Genomic DNA, 14411 nt, shown 5'->3' with positions numbered 1-14411 from the left:
CTGCACCGCGCGGCACGCCTGTCAGCAGCGGGGATTCAGTTGAGGGCGACGCCCGCCCGCCTGGCCACATCGGTCCAGCGCGCCACCTCCGACCGCACATGGGCGGCGAAGGCTTCCGGCGCCAGCGCGGCCATGGAGGCGCCACCGGCCTCCAGCACCCGCTGGTATTGCGGTTCCGCCATGGCGCGGTTCACGGCCGCGTTGATGGTGGCCGTCAGTGCCGATGGCAGCCGGGCGGGCGCGAAGACGCCCCACCAGACGCCGGTGACGAAATCGATTCCCGTGGATTCACGAACCGTCGGCACATCAGGCATCCGCGCATCCCGCGCCGCGGAGGCGGTGGCGAGGAGGCGCAGCTGCCCGGCCTCGATCAACCCGCGGGCGGAGGCGAGCGTCGTCACCACCAGATCGATCCGTCCGGCTGCGGCATCCGTCTGGGCTTCGGTGATGCCGCGATAGGCTACCGCCTCCATGTTGAGGTTGGCGGCCATCTTGAGGAGTTCGGTCGCGAAGAAGGACGTATCGCCAGGCCCCGCGCCGCCGAAGCGGAGCATCCCCGGGCGTTCGCGCGCGATCCGCACCAGATCCGCCATGCTCCGCGCCGGGCTGTCCTTGCCGACCGTCACGATCATCGGCGCGACGGCGGCCTGGGCGATGGGCGTGAAATCCGCCACGGGGTCGTAGGGCAGGCGCTGCACCGCGGCGTTGGTCGTCAGGGACGACGACATGAACAGCAGCGTGTAGCCATCCGGCGCCGATTTCGCGACCTGGTCGGCACCGATCGCGCCCCCTGCCCCTCCGCGGTTCTCCACCACGAAGGCTTGCCCGAGTTGCGCGCCGAGGCGTTCGGACAGCGCCCGGCCGAGCACGTCATTGCTCCCCCCCGGCGGGAAGGGCACGACCATCCGCACGGTGCGGGACGGCCAGGCCGGCTGGGCCTGCGCGATTCCCGGCATGGCGCCCAGCGCCGTTACGGCCAGAAGCGTCCTGCGATCGATCATGCAGCGTCTCCGTGAATGCGTGCCGGCAGCCCCGGCGTGAAGGACCAGCCCAGCGCGGCCGAGAGCCCCGCACCAAGCGCGAGCAGCCGCGCCTCCCCGAAGGGACGCCCGACCAATTGTGCAGCCACGGGCATGCCATTGCGGTCCAGGCCGATGGGCAGGGTCAGCACGGGCAGGCCGAGATAGGAGAAGGGGCGCGTCCAGCTGGTCAGCGCCGCGACCACGGGGAAGACGCGGCCGGCGGCCTCCATGTCGGCCTCCACCCGCGTCGGCACCGCGATGGGAATGGCGGGGCAGATCAGCGCATCGGCATCCGCCATGACGGTCGCGAGGAACTGGTCCAGCATCCGTCCCCGCAGCGCCAGCGCTTCCAGGTAGCGCTGGGCGGGGATGTGCAGGCCGGGCTCCGTGCGGGAATGCACGGCGGTCGAGTAATCCCCGCCCCTCGTCGCCATCCAGTGGCCGTGCAGGGTGGAGGCCTCGACCTTGGACAACACATCGCCCAGCGCATCGCAGGCGCCGAATTGCGGGAAGGGGCGCCGAGCGACCGGGCCGTGCAGGTCGGTGGCGACCCGCAGCAGATCGTCGATCCGCGCGGCGATGTCGGGCTCCATGGCGCCGGGATCGGCGAGGGTGACGAGGCGCGATCCCGCGCCAGCCGTCGCGATGCGGGCCGCATAGTCCGGCACCGGTGCATCCAGCGATGTCGGGTCACGCGGATCGGGCCCGGCCAGCGCGCCCAGCATCAGCGCGGCGTCCTCTGCCGTCCGCGTCATCGGACCCACGCAATCGAGGCTGTGCGCGCGGGGGAAGCAGCCGGCGCGGCTGACGCGCCCATAGGTCGGCTTCAGCCCGAACAGCCCCTGCATGGCGGCGGGCAGGCGGATGGAGCCGCCGGTATCCGAGCCCAGCGCCCCATAGACGGCGCCGGACGCCACGGCGGAGCCGGAGCCCGAGGAGGAGCCGCCGGAGATACGATCGGCATCCCAGGCATTCCGGCAATCGCCGAGATGCGGGTTCTGGCCCGTCGGCCCCGCGACGAATTCATTCATGTTCAGCCGGCCGAGATCGACCGCGCCCGCCGCTTCCAGCTTCGCAAGCGCCGTCGCGTCCCGCGTGCCGGGCGCGCTGTCCGCCAGCAGCCTGGACCCCACGCCCATCACGGCGCCCGCGCGTTCGAAGCAATCCTTGTGCGCCAGCGGCACGCCATGCAGTGGCCCGCGGATGTGGCCGGCGCGCAGTTCCGCATCCCGCGCGCGCGCCTGGTCCAGGGCGCGGTCTGCCATGATCTCGACGAAGGCGTTGGTGAAGGGCTGCGCCGTCTCCGCCTGTTCGATGGCGGCGAGCGTGACTTCCAGGCTTCTGACCTGGCGCGCCCGGATCGCGGCGGCGATCTCCGCCAGCGACAGCTCAAGCATTGGCGGGGTCCGCGTTCCGCAGCAGCGCCGCCGGGAAATCCGCGGGCTGGTCGCTGAAATGCAGCGCCGGGCGGGCGATGTCCCGCACCGCCGTGTTCAGCCGGAGAACCTCTCGCGCCACAGCCGGCGCGCCAGCACGGCTTTCGATGCCGTGCAGATCGCAGATGGAAATCTCCACAAGCCGGGCGATCTCCTCGCTCATGCCTGGCCCGCCAGCGCGAGGATGCGACGCGCGCGGATCAGGATGGGCTCATCGACCATCATGTCGTCCACGGTGAAAGACCCGCGCCCGTCGCGCGCCGCTTCCTCCGCCGCCGCCAATTGCCGGCGTGCGAGGTCGATTTCCTTCTCGCTCGGCGAGAATCCCTCGTTCAGTACGGGCACCAGCGCCGGATGGATGCAGGTGGCGCCGACGAAGCCGGACCGCTTCGACCGCGCGACCAGGTCGCGGATGCGCGCCGCATCCCGGTAATCCGCCACGGTGCCGAGCGTGCCGAGCGGCGCCACACCCGCCGCGACGGCTGCCAGCACCATTTGCCGCTTGGCCAGCACGATCAGGTCGTCATCGGACGTCGCGTTGCATTCGAGAGCGAGATCCTCCGCCCCCACCAGCAGCCCCGCGACCATGGACGAAGCGCGCGCGATCGCCTCCATCTGCGGCACCGCGGCCGCCGTCTCGATCATCGGCACGATGACCATCTTCTGCCGTGCCTGCACCAGCACTTCCGCCGCCAGCCGCACATGGTCCGGCCCCATGCATTTCGTCAGCAGGATGCCATGCGCGCCTGCTTCCGCCGCCGCCTCCATGTCCGGTACCGCCAGTTTCAGCGGCCGGTTGATGCGCACCAGCACCTCCGCCCCGCCGGAGGCCGCCATCGGCACCGCGTCCTTCAGCGCCGCGCGCGCTTCCAGCTTGCGGTCATGCGGCACGCTGTCCTCGACATCCAGCACCACCGCATCGGCGCCGGCACCCGGCGCCTTGGCGACGAAGCGCGGCACATTGGCGGGGACATAGAGCATGGAACGCCATACGCGGGTCATCAGGCAGTCTCTCCGTGAAGGATCACGCCGGAAGCGCGCAGCCGCGCGAACTCCTCCTGCCCCAGCAGGGGCACCAGCAGCGCGTCATTGTCCTGGCCGAGCCTGGGCGCGGCATTGCGCAGGATGCCGGGGGTGACGGAAAGCCGCGGCACCTCCCCATGCATGGGCAGCCAGCCATCGGGCATCTCGGCGTCCGGCACCTCGATCAGGGCCTCCCGCCGCGCGGCATAGTCGTCGGCGTCGATATCCTCGACATCCATGATGGGGCCGATGGTGACGCCATCGCGGTCGAACTTCGCCAGCGCCTCCTCCCGCGTCATCAGCGCGATGGCGTCGCGGATGACGCCGTCGATCGCCTCGATATGCTTCAGGCGGTCGGGGTTGGTGCGGAAGCGCGGGTCATCCACCATCTCCGCCCGCCCGATGCTCTGCATCAGGCGCACGAAGACCGCCTGGGTGGAGGTGGAGAGGCTGAGCCAGCCGCCATCCTTCGTGCGATAGGCATTGCGCGGCGCCGTGTTGGTGCTGCGGCTTCCGGTACGGGGCTTCTTCGTGCCCATCATCCGCCAATTCGCCATCTGCGGTTCCAGCACGGCGAAGATCGGCTCGAACAGCGACAGGTCGATCACCTGTCCCTGCCCGGTGCGTCCGGCGTGATGCAGCGCGATCATGGCGGCGGAGGCGCCGTAGAGCCCCGCATAGGCATCCGCCATGAACATCGGCGGCAGCACGGGCTCCCTATCCTCGAACCCGTTGATGGCGGCGAAGCCCGAATAGCCCTCCACCAGCGTGCCGAAGCCGCCCTTGTGCCTGTAGGGGCCGGTCTGTCCCCAGCCGGAGACGCGCACGATCACCAGCTTCGGATTGATTGCCAGCAGCGTGTCGGGGCTGAGGCCCATCGCCTCCAGCGTGCCGGGCTTGAAGCTTTCGACGAACATGTCGGCCGTCGCCGCCAGGCGCTTCACCACCGCGATGGCATCGGGGTTGCGCAAATCCATGCAGGTGCTGCGCTTGTTGCGGCACCAGGTCTTCCACGCCGTCTCCACACCGCCGACCTTCCAGGCGCGCAGGCTGTCGCCCGCCGGCGGCTCGACCTTCACCACCTCCGCCCCATGGTCGGCCAGCACCTTGGTCAGCATGTTGCCCGCGACCAGGCGCGCCAGGTCGATCACGCGCACGCCATCCAGCGCGCCCTTCGCCGCAGGGTCGAAATCGCGCCGCCGCTTGGTGGATCGCGGCTTGTGCTTCACTGGGGTATCGCCCACGCGCCCGCCTTCAGCTAGTGTCGTTGTCCGTACAACGGTAGGCGCGCGGCCCGGCCCGGGTCAATGCGCCGGCAGGCGGGGGCAGGATGACCTACCAGGTGAAGCGGGACTTCGTCGGCTATGGGCGCCACACGCCGGACCCGCGCTGGCCGGACGGCGCGCGCATCGCGGTCAACTTCGTCCTGAATGTGGAGGAAGGGTCCGAACCCTCCGTCCAGGATGGGGAGGGCTTCACCGAGAACAACCTGACGGAGGCCGCCGCCCGCGCGCAGATCCCCCGCGGCCGCGACCTGGCGGCGGAGGGGATGTTCGAATACGGCAGCCGCGCCGGCTTCTGGCGCATCCTCCGCGCCTTCGAGGAACGGAAACTCCCCCTCACCTTCTTCGCCTGCGCCCTGGCGCTGGAACGCAACCGGCCGATCGCGGAGGCGATCCGCGACAGCGGCATGGATATCTGTTCCCATGGCTGGCGCTGGGTGAAGCATTACGAGATGGATGAGGCCGAGGAGCGTTCGCAGATCGCCCGCGCCGTCGCCAGCTTCAAGGCCACCACGGGCATGGCGCCGGAGGGCTGGTACTGCCGCTACGGACCCAGCGTGAACACGCGCCGCCTGGTCGCGGAACACGGCGGGTTCCTCTACGACAGCGACTATTACGGCGACGAATTGCCGCATTGGGTGACGGTGCAGGGCAGCCCGCATCTGGTCGTGCCCTACACCATGACGACGAACGACGCCCGCCACTTCGGCGCCGCCACCACATCGGATGACTGGTTCCATTTCTGCCGCGACCATTTCGACGTGCTGCACGCCGAAGGCGTGGCGGGCCGGCCGGCGATGATGTCGATCGGCCTGCATTCCCGCATCACCGGCCAGCCCGCCCGCGCCGCCGGCCTGCACCGCCTGCTGGATCACATGGCGGCGAAGGAGGGCGTCTGGATCACGCGGCGCATCGACATCGCGCGCCACTGGGCGGCGACGCATCCCTATCCCGGCAAGGGCCTGAACGAATAGGTTCTCAGTCCGGCCGGATATTCGCCTCCCGGATCACGCGGGTCCAGCGCGCGCGGTCGCGCTCGATCAGCGCGCCGAAGGCGGAAGGCGTCATCGGCGCCGGTTCGGCACCAACGCCCAGCAGCTTTTCCCGGAAGGCAGGGCGGGCGAGCAGCGTGTTGATCTCGCCATTCACGCGCTCCACCGCCGCGGCGGGCGTGCCCGTCGGTGCCGCGATGCCGTACCAGCCCGTCGCCTCGTAGCCCGGCACGCCGGCTTCCGCGACGGTCGGGATATCCGGCAGCGCCGCGTTGCGCGTTGCCGTCGTCACCGCCATCGCCCGCACGCGGCCTTCCCGGATATGCGGCAGGGCGAGGGGCAGGGTGTCGCACAGGATCTGCACGCGCCCCGCGATGGTGTCCGTCATGGCCGGCCCGCCGCCGCGATAGGGGATGTGCTGGATGTCCACCCCCGCCATCTGCTTCAGCAATTCGCCAAAAAGGTGTTGGGCCGTGCCGTTGCCGCCGCTGGCATAGGACAGTGCGCCGGGCTGCGCCTTGGCCAGCGCCAGCAGTTCCGTCATCGTCCGCGCCGGCACGGCCGCATTGACGATGAAGATGGAGGGCACGATCGCCACCATCGCCACCGGCATCAGGTCGCGCGACGGATCGATGTTCAGCCTGAACAGGCCGGGATTGATCGCGAAGGGCCCGGTGCTGGCCAGCAGGAAGGTGTAGCCATCCGGCGTGCTGCGCGCCGCATGTTCGGTACCGATGGCGCCACCCGCGCCGACGCGGTTCTCCACGAAGACGGTCTGTCGCAGCGCCGCCGTCAGTTCCTCCGCCACCATGCGTGCCGTGAGGTCCGCGGCACCGCCCGGCGGGAAGGGGGAGACCAGCCGCACCTGGCGGTTCGGCCATTCCGCGCCCTGCGCCAGCGCCGGCATGGAAAGCCCCGCCATGCCGCTGGCCAGCAGCGTCCTGCGTCGCATCATCGGTCCGTTTCCCTCGGCTGCCATCCGGACGCACCGCTCGCGATCCGCGGCGCCCTCGGTTATCATGTTGTCCGGACAAGGCTATGCGGCGCCCCCAACGGGGTCAACGCCGCGCGCAGGAGGAACCGCATGCCGAGCGACACCGCGAGCCCCCTGGGCCGCCCCTGGGACATCTTCCTGACGGAGGCCGATCGCGCCGTCCTGTCGAAGGGGCGCTTCGGCCGTCGCATGGGCTTCGGGCGTCGCGCCGCAGTCCTCGTCATCGATGCGCAGCGCTACATGGTTGGGGCGGAGGGCGATGACGCTGCCTGGCCGTCAAGCTGCGGGGCCATCGGCCGCGCATCGCTGGCCGCCGCCGCGCAGGTGGTGCGGGCTGCGCAGGATGCGGGCGCGCCCTGCATCTTTACGCGCTTCGAGCTCGACCCGGAAGGCCGCGACATCGGCGTCTATGGCCGCAAGCGGGACCTGCTTTCCAGCAACCATTGGTGCCTGGCCGGCTCGCGCGGCGCCGAACTGGCCGATGGCATGGAACCCCATGCGCGCGACCTCGTCTTCGTGAAGAAGAAGCCCTCCGCCTTCCATGGCACGCCCCTTCTGGGCTACCTGATCGACCGCGGCATCGACACCGTCATCGTCACCGGCGGCGCCACCAGCAACTGCGTGCAGGCGACGGTGTTCGACGCGGCGTCCTACAATCTTCGCGCCATCGTGCCGCAGGAAGCCGTGTTCGACCGCATCCCCATCTCCCACGCCATCGCTCTCTTCGACATGGACCGGCAATTCGCCGATGTCCTGCCGATGGAGGAGGTGCTGGCCTGGCTCGGTACGCTGCGCGACGGGACCGCGCCGGCGTGACCAGGCGCAGCGCCACGCGCCTCGGCCCGCGCTATGCCGCGCTGGCGGAAGCGCTGGCCGCCGCCATCGCCGCCGGCCAGCCCGCGGTGGGAGAGAACCTGCCCACGGAGGCGAAGCTGGCGGAGGCCCATGGCGTCAGCCGCGCCACGGTGAGGGAGGCCCTACGCCGGCTGCGGGACCAGGGCCTGGTGGAGCCCGTGCACGGCGTCGGCACCCGCGTCACCGCCCGCCGCCCCCGCCCGACCTATGAGATGGCTGTGCGGTCGCTGGCGGACCTCATGGGCTATGGCGGCCCCACGCAACTCACCGTCACGAAGCGTGACCGCCTGGTGGTGGACCCCGCACTGGGCGCGCTGCTGGGCGATGGCGCGGGGGCGGAGATGCTGCGCATCACCGGCATCCGCACCGCCGCCGGCACGGACCCCACGCCCCTGGCGGCGGTGGAGATGTTCGTCCCCGCCCCCTTCGCCGCGGCGGCCGAGCGGCCGGAGGTCGGCCGCACACCGATCTACCGCCTGATCGAGCGGCAGTGGCGCATCCCCGTGGTGGATATGCGGCAGGAAATCGCGGCGCTGTCCCTGCCCCGCGCCGCCGCCCATGCGCTGGGGGTGCGCGCCGGCACACCGGGCCTGCGGATCGTGCGCCGCTTCTACGGGCCGAAGGCGCTGCTGCTGGAAGCCACCGTGAACCTCCACGCCGCCTCCCCCCGCTTCGCCTACGCCATCCGCCTGTCATCGCCGGAGTAGCATCGGGCCTGGACCTTCACACGCAGGGCGCGATATTGCGCAGGCATTCGCGAAGGACCCGCCATGACCCTCGCCGGCCTTTCCCTGCGTGACCTGGAATACCTGCTGGCGGTGGCGGAGCATCTTAGCTTCGGCCGCGCCGCCCAAGCCTGTGCGGTCAGCCAGCCCACCCTCTCCGCCCAGATCCGCAAGGTGGAGGAATTGCTGAAGATCGAGGTCTTCGAACGCGCACCGCGCGGCGTGCTGGTGACGTCCCGCGGTGCGGAGGTGGTCGCGCAGGCGCGGCTGGTGGTGGCGGAGGCGCGCCGGCTGTTCGAGGTCGCGGCCGCCGGCAACGCGCCGCTGGAAGGCACCTTCCGCCTCGGCGTCATCGCCACCCTCGGCCCCTACCTGGTTCCCTTCCTGCTCAAGCCGCTGCGCGCCCGCTTCCCGCATCTGCGCCTGCTGCTGTCCGAAGGCTATACGCGGCAGTTGGCGCGCCAAGTGGAGGAAGGGGAGTTGGACGCCATCCTCGCCGCCTCCCCCCTCCCCGGCCCCGAACTCACCGAGTTGAAGCTGTTCCGGGAGGAATTCGTCCTCGCCGTGCCGCGCGATCATCCGCTGGCGCGTGTGGAGCAGGTGCGGCGGGAGGATGTGCCGGTCCAGGACCTGATCCTGATGAGTGAGGGCCACTGCCTGCGCGAACACGCCCTGGCCTACTACGCCGGGCGCCTGGCAGTGGACCGCCCCGAATTGCAGGCCGCGAGCCTGGAGACGCTGCGCCAGATGATCGCGGCCGGCGTCGGCGTTTCCCTGCTGCCGCAACTCGCCGTGCAGGTGGGCGCGCTGCTGGATGACATGGTGGCCTATCGCCGCATCGGCGATGGCAGCATCTCCCGCGACGTGGCGCTGTTCCACCGCCCGGGCTTCAGCCGCATCCGCGACGTGCGGCTGCTCCGCCAGGCAGTCCAGCAGATCCTGGCGGAGCAGAGCGCGGTGAAGGTGGCGGCGACGCTGGCGTGACGTCTATTGCCGCCAGCTGCTGTCCACCTGGTCCAGCTTCCGCAGCAGCCCCGGCCATTCCAGCAGGCCGTAGCGGCGGGACTGGGTCAGGTCGTAGGCCGCGCAGGATCGGGCCACGACCTCGGGCGAGGGCATCTCCAGCTCCGTGTTGCAGGCCATGGCGGCAAGCTGCGCCTGGCAGGCGCGTTCCATCCCCCACATCGCGATGAAGGCTTCCGGCACGCTCTCCCCCAGCGTCAGCAGTCCGTGATTCTTGAGGATGCAGTAGTTCTTCGCCCCGATGCTGTTCGCCAACAGATCACGCTCGGAGGGATCGCGCTCCGGCCCGCGGAAATCATGGTAGGCGACGCGGCCGTAGAAGCGCGTCGCCGTCTGCGTCAGCGGCAGAAGCCCGCATTTCAGCGCCGAGACCGCCATCCCCGCGATGGTGTGGGTATGCATCGCCGCCATCGCATCCGGGCGCGCACGATACAGCGCGCTGTGGATCGTGAAGCCCGCCTTGTGCAGCCCATAGGGCAGGTCCGGCTTGTAGATTACGTCGCCCTCGATCGTCACCTTCAGCAGGGAGGATGCCGTGATCTCCCCGAACAGCATGCCGTTCGGATTGATCAGGAACTGGTCCGGCGCGTCCGGCACGCGGGCGGAGATGTGGGTGTAGATCATGTCGGACATGCCGTAGCCGTCGCAGAGCCGGTAGGCGGCAGCGAGGTCGAGCCGCGCCCGCCATTCCGCGTCGCTGACGGAAGCCTGGATGGGCGCGATCTCAAGCGGGCCGAACTGGGTCATGGTTGTGGGTCCTTCAGGAATCGCCGCGGATGCCGGCGCGCTGGATCACCTCGCGCCAGCGGGGGATCTCGGCGGAAAGCTGCGCCGTCAGCGCGGCGGGGCCGTCCATGCGCATGATGGCAGCGGCGGTATTGAGGCGGTTCAGCAGATCCTCGTCATTGCGCATCGCGAGCAGTTCCGCGACCAGGCGGCCATGCAGCGCCTCCGGCAGCGCCTTCGGCGCGAACATCGCGAACCAGTTCGGCGCGGCGTAGCCGGGGACGAATTCGGCGATGGCCGGAATCTCCGGCACGGCAGGAACGCGGTTCGGCAGCGTCATGCCCAGCAGGCGCGCCCGGCCCTGGCGGTAATGGGCCAGCACTTCGATGGTGCTGCCGAAGACGAAGTCGATCTCCCCGGTATAGATCGCGTTCACTGCCTGGCTGACGCCGCGATACGGGACATGGGTGATGTCCACATTCGCCAGCGCGCCGAACTGCGCGGCCGCCAGGTGATTCGCGGAACCGACGCCGCCGGATCCGTAGGTCAGGATCCCGGGCTGCGCCCGGGCCGCGGCCAGCAGGGCGGGCAGGTCCGCGAAGCGGCTGTCCGCACGCACCATCAACCCGGCCGGCACGTCGCACACCACCGTCAGCGGCGCCAGGTCGCGCAGCGGGTCGAAGTTCAACTGCGCCTGGAGCGTCGGCAGGATCGCGATGGAGGAGGATATGAACAGCAGCGTCGCGCCATCGGGCTCCGATCGCGCCACCTGCTGGGCACCCAGCCCGCCGCCGACGCCAGGCCGGTTCTCCACGATGAAGGTGGCGCCCATGCGCCGGCTGAGTCGGTCCGCGATGATGCGCGCCGGCACGTCCTGCGGGCCACCGGCCGCGAAGGGGATGATGATTCGTACCTGGCGCACCGGCCAGGCTTCCTGCGCATGGATCAGCGAGGGCGCCGTCATGGCGCCCGCCGCGAGAAGCAGGGCCTGCCTGCGTTGCATGACGATTCCTCCGGTTCGGGCGCGGTGGACCGTGCCCCTTGACGACATTTTGCCTTGTCGGACCGCCGGCGTCACCCCGGCTGCGAGCAAGGCGAGACGACGAGGGGTTTTGCCATCGCCGCGGAAAGGGTTCTATCGTTCCCAATAGGCGGGACAAACTCGCCAGAGTTTCGGGAGAGACGACCATGGCTGAACGCGAAGGCGTGCTGCACGCCGGGAGACGCGACCTGATCCGGCTCGGCGCCGGGCTCGGCATGGCGGCGGCGCTGCCGGGCCAGGCCAGCGCGCAGGATTTCGCCGGCCGCACCATCGAATGGATCATCCCCATGTCGGTCGGCGGCGGGTCCGATACCTGGGCGCGATTCCACCTGCCGTTCCTCAACCGCCACATGGCGGGCAACCCCACCATCGTGATCCGCAACATCACCGGCGGCGGCGGCATCAACGGCACGAACCAGTTCGCCGCGCGGGCGCGGCCGGATGGGCTCACCATCCTCGGCACCACCGCTTCCATCCAGTTCCCCTTCCTGCTGGGCGATCCGCGGGTGCGGTACGACTATGCGAACTGGGTGCCGGTCCTCGCTTCCCCCACCGGTGGCGTGATGTACATCCGGCCGGAGATCGGCGTGCGCGGCCCCGGGGACATCGCCAGGCTGCGGGCGACGACGGGCCTGAAATTCGGCAGCCAGGGACCGACCTCGCTCGACATGGTGCCCGCGCTGGCGTTCGAGTTGCTGGGCATCGATGTGCAGGTCGTCATGGGCATGCAGGGTCGAGGCCAGGGCAGGCTTGCCTTCGAGCGTGGCGAGACGCCGATCGACTACCAGACCAGCTCCGCCTATATCAGCCAGGTCATGCCGCTGGTGCGCGAAGGAAAGGCCGTGCCGCTCTGCAGCTGGGGCAGCCTGAACGACGCCGGCGAACTCGTCCGCGACAGCAATTTCCCGGACCTGCCGCATTTCGCGGAATTCCTCCAGGCCGCCACGGGCCGCCCGCCATCCGGCCCAGCCTGGGAAGCGTGGAAGGCGCTGTTCATCGCGGGGTTCGGCGCGCAGAAATTCGTGGTGCTGCCGAAGACCACGCCAGCCAATCTGGTGAACGCCTACAAGGACGCGTTCCGCAAGACCATCGCGGACCCGGAATACCGGGAGAAGCGCGGCCCCGTCATCGGCGAATACAACGAGACGGTGGGCGAGCCCGCCGACCGCGCCTATGCCGCCGCCACCACCATGTCGCCCGAGGTCCGGCAATGGACGCGGGACTGGCTGCAGCGCCGCTTCAACCACACGCTCGGTCGCGAATAGCGCGTCAACGGGTCCGCATCGCCGATGCGGGCCCCTCTGCCCCTGCCTATGGATGACGCGCGATGATCGATGCCCTGCTCTCCGCCCTTGTCCAGCTCTCAAGCCCTGACAGGCTGGCCTACATGGCGCTGGGCGTGGCCATCGGCTACGCGATCGGCGTGCTGCCAGCGCTCGGCGGGCTTGCGGGCCTCTCTCTCGTGCTGCCCTTCATCTATGGGCTCGACCAGGTCGCGGCGCTCGCGATGCTGACGGGGCTCGTCGCGGTGGCGGCGACGGCGGATACCTACAGCTCCATCCTGATGGGCATCCCCGGCTCCTCCGCCAGCCAGGCAACGATTCTCGATGGCTTCCCGATGGCGAGGCGCGGGGAGGCCGCGCGGGCCCTGTCGGCCTCCTTCATCGCCTCCATGATCGGCGGGCTGGTCGGCGCCATCATCCTGAGCTGTGCGGTGCTGGTGGCGCGGCCTCTGATTCTCGCGCTGGGCACGGCCGAGTTGTTCATGCTGGCCGTGCTCGGCCTGTCCATGGTGGGCGTGCTGGCGGGCCGCAGCTTCGGCAAGGGGCTCGTCGCCTGCGGGCTGGGTCTGGCACTCGGCACCATCGGCTCCGCGCCCGCCACGGCGGAATACCGCCTGGATTTCGGCACGCTCTATCTCAGTGACGGCCTGCCCCTGCCGGTGCTGGTGCTGGCGATCTTCGCGCTGCCGGAGATCGTGGATCTGGCGCGTGGTGGCGGCACCATCTCGAAGACGGCGGAGCTCGGAAAGGGCTGGATGGCGGGGCTGCGCGATATCGCGAAGCATTGGTGGCTGCTGCTCCGCACCTCCACCATCGGCAGCCTGCTCGGTGCGATCCCGGGCCTCGGCGGCAGCGTGACGGACTGGATCGTCTACGGCCACGCCGTGCAGACCGAGAAGAACGGACAGTTCGGCAAGGGCGATGTCCGCGGCGTCATCGCCGTCGAGGCATCGAACAACGCCCGCGAAGGTGGCGCGCTGGTACCGACGCTGTTCTTCGGCATCCCCTCCTCCGGCTCCATGGCCGTCTTCCTCGGCGGCATGACGCTGATCGGGATCGAGGCCGGTCCGCAACTCGTCGGCGAGCGTCTCGATCTCACCTATGCCATCATCTGGTCGCTCGCGATCGCGAATGTGATGGGCACGGCGCTGTGTTTCGTGACCTCGCCACTGATCGCCAGGCTGACGACCATCCGCTTCGGGTTGATCGCGCCGTTCATGGTGATGATCGTCTGCTTCGGCGCCTTCAACACCAGCCGGGATGCCGCGGACCTCTATCTGCTGCTCGCCGTCGGCGTGCTCGGCCTGTTCATGCGCCGCTTCGGCTGGCCGCGCCCGCCCTTCGTGGTGGGCTTCGTCCTCGCGCAGCCGATGGAGACCTACCTGTACCAGGCCGTGCAGTTCTATGGCTGGGGCTTCGTCGAACGGCCGGGCGTGCTCATCATCGCCGCCATGATCGCGATCTTCGTCTTCATCGGGGCCCGCCAGCGCCGCCTGGCCGATACGGATGATGAGAGCGAGAAGCGCGGCCAGGCGCGGCCGCAGGCGATCTTCGCCCTTGTCCCGGTCGTGATCTTCGCCGCCGTGCTGCTGGACGCCACGAAGCACAGCTTCCTCGGCGCCGTCTTTCCCGCCATGGTGGCCGGCGCGATGCTGGTCATCAGCATCCCCATCGTGCTGAAGCTGTTCTTCGCGAAGGATGCGGGCTCCCTGCTGCATGATGGGGAGGAAGGGTCGGATGCCAGCCAGGGCGGGTTCTGGACCTATCTGTTCTGGTTCGCCGGCCTCATCCTGGGTTCCGCGCTGCTGGGCTTCCTGCTCGCCAGCATCGTGTTCTTCCTGGCGTTCCTGCGGGTCGCGGCGAAATGCACCTGGACGAAGACGCTGGTGCTGACGGCCATCGCCAATGGCGGCCTGGTGGCGGTGGCGGATGTCCTGGTGCTCGACTTCCCCAGTGGCCTGCTGCAATCCATGATCGACCTGCCCTGGCCGCTCCGATAAGGCGATT

The 14411-nt window shown here is 69.7% G+C and carries 14 protein-coding genes; 6 read left to right on the top strand and 8 right to left on the bottom strand.

What is annotated here, in order from left to right; genetic code table 11:
- Window positions 1–35 precede the first annotated feature (35 nt).
- Genes ACTIE5_RS08075 through ACTIE5_RS08055 form a run of 5 tightly spaced genes read right to left on the bottom strand, consistent with a single transcriptional unit; the run spans window position 36 to window position 4725 of the window.
- Window positions 36–1001 carry a Bug family tripartite tricarboxylate transporter substrate binding protein gene (locus tag ACTIE5_RS08075; RefSeq protein WP_439549182.1) on the bottom strand — a complete coding sequence of 322 codons (966 nt, stop codon included), beginning with the start codon at window positions 999–1001 and terminating at the stop codon, window positions 36–38.
- A complete protein-coding gene (locus tag ACTIE5_RS08070) occupies window positions 998–2419 on the bottom strand; it encodes an amidase (protein WP_439549181.1) in 1422 nt (473 codons plus the stop codon). The genes ACTIE5_RS08075 and ACTIE5_RS08070 overlap by 4 nt, the downstream gene beginning before the upstream one ends.
- Window positions 2412–2621 (bottom strand): hypothetical protein, encoded by a 210-nt coding sequence (locus ACTIE5_RS08065; protein WP_439549180.1) that lies wholly within the window; start codon window positions 2619–2621, stop codon window positions 2412–2414. Before ACTIE5_RS08065 ends, ACTIE5_RS08070 begins: the two co-directional genes overlap by 8 nt.
- Window positions 2618–3460 carry an HpcH/HpaI aldolase/citrate lyase family protein gene (locus ACTIE5_RS08060; RefSeq protein ID WP_439549179.1) on the bottom strand — a complete coding sequence of 281 codons (843 nt, stop codon included), beginning with the start codon at window positions 3458–3460 and terminating at the stop codon, window positions 2618–2620. The genes ACTIE5_RS08065 and ACTIE5_RS08060 overlap by 4 nt, the downstream gene beginning before the upstream one ends.
- A complete protein-coding gene (locus ACTIE5_RS08055; RefSeq protein WP_439549178.1) occupies window positions 3460–4725 on the bottom strand; it encodes a CaiB/BaiF CoA transferase family protein in 1266 nt (421 codons plus the stop codon). Before ACTIE5_RS08055 ends, ACTIE5_RS08060 begins: the two co-directional genes overlap by 1 nt.
- Before the next feature lie 86 nt (window positions 4726–4811).
- On the opposite strand from ACTIE5_RS08055, the gene ACTIE5_RS08050 reads away from it, so the two are divergent.
- Window positions 4812–5738, top strand: coding sequence for a polysaccharide deacetylase family protein (locus tag ACTIE5_RS08050; RefSeq protein ID WP_439549177.1), 927 nt, complete (start codon window positions 4812–4814; stop codon window positions 5736–5738).
- A 4-nt stretch (window positions 5739–5742) separates the two neighbouring features.
- Here the strand turns inward: ACTIE5_RS08050 and ACTIE5_RS08045 are convergent, their stop codons facing one another.
- Entirely contained in the window at window positions 5743–6711 is a 969-nt protein-coding gene (locus tag ACTIE5_RS08045; protein ID WP_439549176.1) for a Bug family tripartite tricarboxylate transporter substrate binding protein, read from the bottom strand.
- Between the two features lie 129 nt (window positions 6712–6840).
- Here ACTIE5_RS08045 and ACTIE5_RS08040 point away from each other — a divergent pair, with 129 nt between their 5' ends.
- The 3 genes from ACTIE5_RS08040 (at window position 6841) to ACTIE5_RS08030 (ending at window position 9314) form a co-directional block, all read left to right on the top strand.
- On the top strand, window positions 6841–7566 hold the full coding sequence (locus ACTIE5_RS08040; RefSeq protein ID WP_439549175.1) for a cysteine hydrolase family protein: 726 nt from the start codon (window positions 6841–6843) through the stop codon (window positions 7564–7566).
- Complete coding sequence (locus ACTIE5_RS08035; protein WP_439549174.1) at window positions 7563–8312, top strand: GntR family transcriptional regulator; 750 nt, start codon at window positions 7563–7565, stop codon at window positions 8310–8312. Before ACTIE5_RS08040 ends, ACTIE5_RS08035 begins: the two co-directional genes overlap by 4 nt.
- Before the next feature lie 63 nt (window positions 8313–8375).
- The gene (locus tag ACTIE5_RS08030; protein WP_439549173.1) at window positions 8376–9314 is read left to right on the top strand and encodes a LysR substrate-binding domain-containing protein; all 939 of its coding nucleotides are present in this window, start codon (window positions 8376–8378) and stop codon (window positions 9312–9314) included.
- 3 nt (window positions 9315–9317) lie between these two features.
- Here ACTIE5_RS08030 and ACTIE5_RS08025 read toward each other — a convergent pair whose 3' ends face one another.
- Both ACTIE5_RS08025 and ACTIE5_RS08020 read right to left on the bottom strand, forming a co-directional pair.
- A complete protein-coding gene (locus tag ACTIE5_RS08025) occupies window positions 9318–10100 on the bottom strand; it encodes a class II aldolase/adducin family protein (RefSeq protein WP_439549172.1) in 783 nt (260 codons plus the stop codon).
- Window positions 10101–10113: 13 nt separating this feature from the next.
- Window positions 10114–11082 carry a Bug family tripartite tricarboxylate transporter substrate binding protein gene (locus ACTIE5_RS08020; protein ID WP_439549171.1) on the bottom strand — a complete coding sequence of 323 codons (969 nt, stop codon included), beginning with the start codon at window positions 11080–11082 and terminating at the stop codon, window positions 10114–10116.
- Between the two features lie 185 nt (window positions 11083–11267).
- Here ACTIE5_RS08020 and ACTIE5_RS08015 point away from each other — a divergent pair, with 185 nt between their 5' ends.
- Both ACTIE5_RS08015 and ACTIE5_RS08010 read left to right on the top strand, forming a co-directional pair.
- Window positions 11268–12386: a Bug family tripartite tricarboxylate transporter substrate binding protein gene (locus ACTIE5_RS08015; RefSeq protein ID WP_439549170.1), complete on the top strand. Its 1119-nt coding sequence runs from the start codon at window positions 11268–11270 to the stop codon at window positions 12384–12386.
- Window positions 12387–12448: 62 nt separating this feature from the next.
- On the top strand, window positions 12449–14404 hold the full coding sequence (locus ACTIE5_RS08010; RefSeq protein ID WP_439549169.1) for a tripartite tricarboxylate transporter permease: 1956 nt from the start codon (window positions 12449–12451) through the stop codon (window positions 14402–14404).
- Window positions 14405–14411 lie beyond the last annotated feature (7 nt).

The organism is Falsiroseomonas sp., from assembly GCF_051859025.1.
Taxonomy (GTDB): Bacteria; Pseudomonadota; Alphaproteobacteria; order Acetobacterales; family Acetobacteraceae; genus Falsiroseomonas.
The sequence above is the reverse complement of the archived record's forward strand: the minus strand, read 5'-3'. Positions and strand labels throughout refer to the sequence as shown.

Excerpts from the sequence above, each read along its gene's own strand:
- ACTIE5_RS08075 (WP_439549182.1), bottom strand. The coding sequence starts at position 1,001 with ATGATCGATCGCAGGACGCTTCTGGCCGTAACGGCGCTGGGCGCCATG.
- ACTIE5_RS08070 (WP_439549181.1), bottom strand. The coding sequence starts at position 2,419 with ATGCTTGAGCTGTCGCTGGCGGAGATCGCCGCCGCGATCCGGGCGCGC.
- ACTIE5_RS08065 (WP_439549180.1), bottom strand. The coding sequence starts at position 2,621 with ATGAGCGAGGAGATCGCCCGGCTTGTGGAGATTTCCATCTGCGATCTG.
- ACTIE5_RS08060 (WP_439549179.1), bottom strand. The coding sequence starts at position 3,460 with ATGACCCGCGTATGGCGTTCCATGCTCTATGTCCCCGCCAATGTGCCG.
- ACTIE5_RS08050 (WP_439549177.1), top strand. The coding sequence starts at position 4,812 with ATGACCTACCAGGTGAAGCGGGACTTCGTCGGCTATGGGCGCCACACG.
- ACTIE5_RS08045 (WP_439549176.1), bottom strand. The coding sequence starts at position 6,711 with ATGATGCGACGCAGGACGCTGCTGGCCAGCGGCATGGCGGGGCTTTCC.
- ACTIE5_RS08040 (WP_439549175.1), top strand. The coding sequence starts at position 6,841 with ATGCCGAGCGACACCGCGAGCCCCCTGGGCCGCCCCTGGGACATCTTC.
- ACTIE5_RS08030 (WP_439549173.1), top strand. The coding sequence starts at position 8,376 with ATGACCCTCGCCGGCCTTTCCCTGCGTGACCTGGAATACCTGCTGGCG.
- ACTIE5_RS08025 (WP_439549172.1), bottom strand. The coding sequence starts at position 10,100 with ATGACCCAGTTCGGCCCGCTTGAGATCGCGCCCATCCAGGCTTCCGTC.
- ACTIE5_RS08020 (WP_439549171.1), bottom strand. The coding sequence starts at position 11,082 with ATGCAACGCAGGCAGGCCCTGCTTCTCGCGGCGGGCGCCATGACGGCG.
- ACTIE5_RS08015 (WP_439549170.1), top strand. The coding sequence starts at position 11,268 with ATGGCTGAACGCGAAGGCGTGCTGCACGCCGGGAGACGCGACCTGATC.
- ACTIE5_RS08010 (WP_439549169.1), top strand. The coding sequence starts at position 12,449 with ATGATCGATGCCCTGCTCTCCGCCCTTGTCCAGCTCTCAAGCCCTGAC.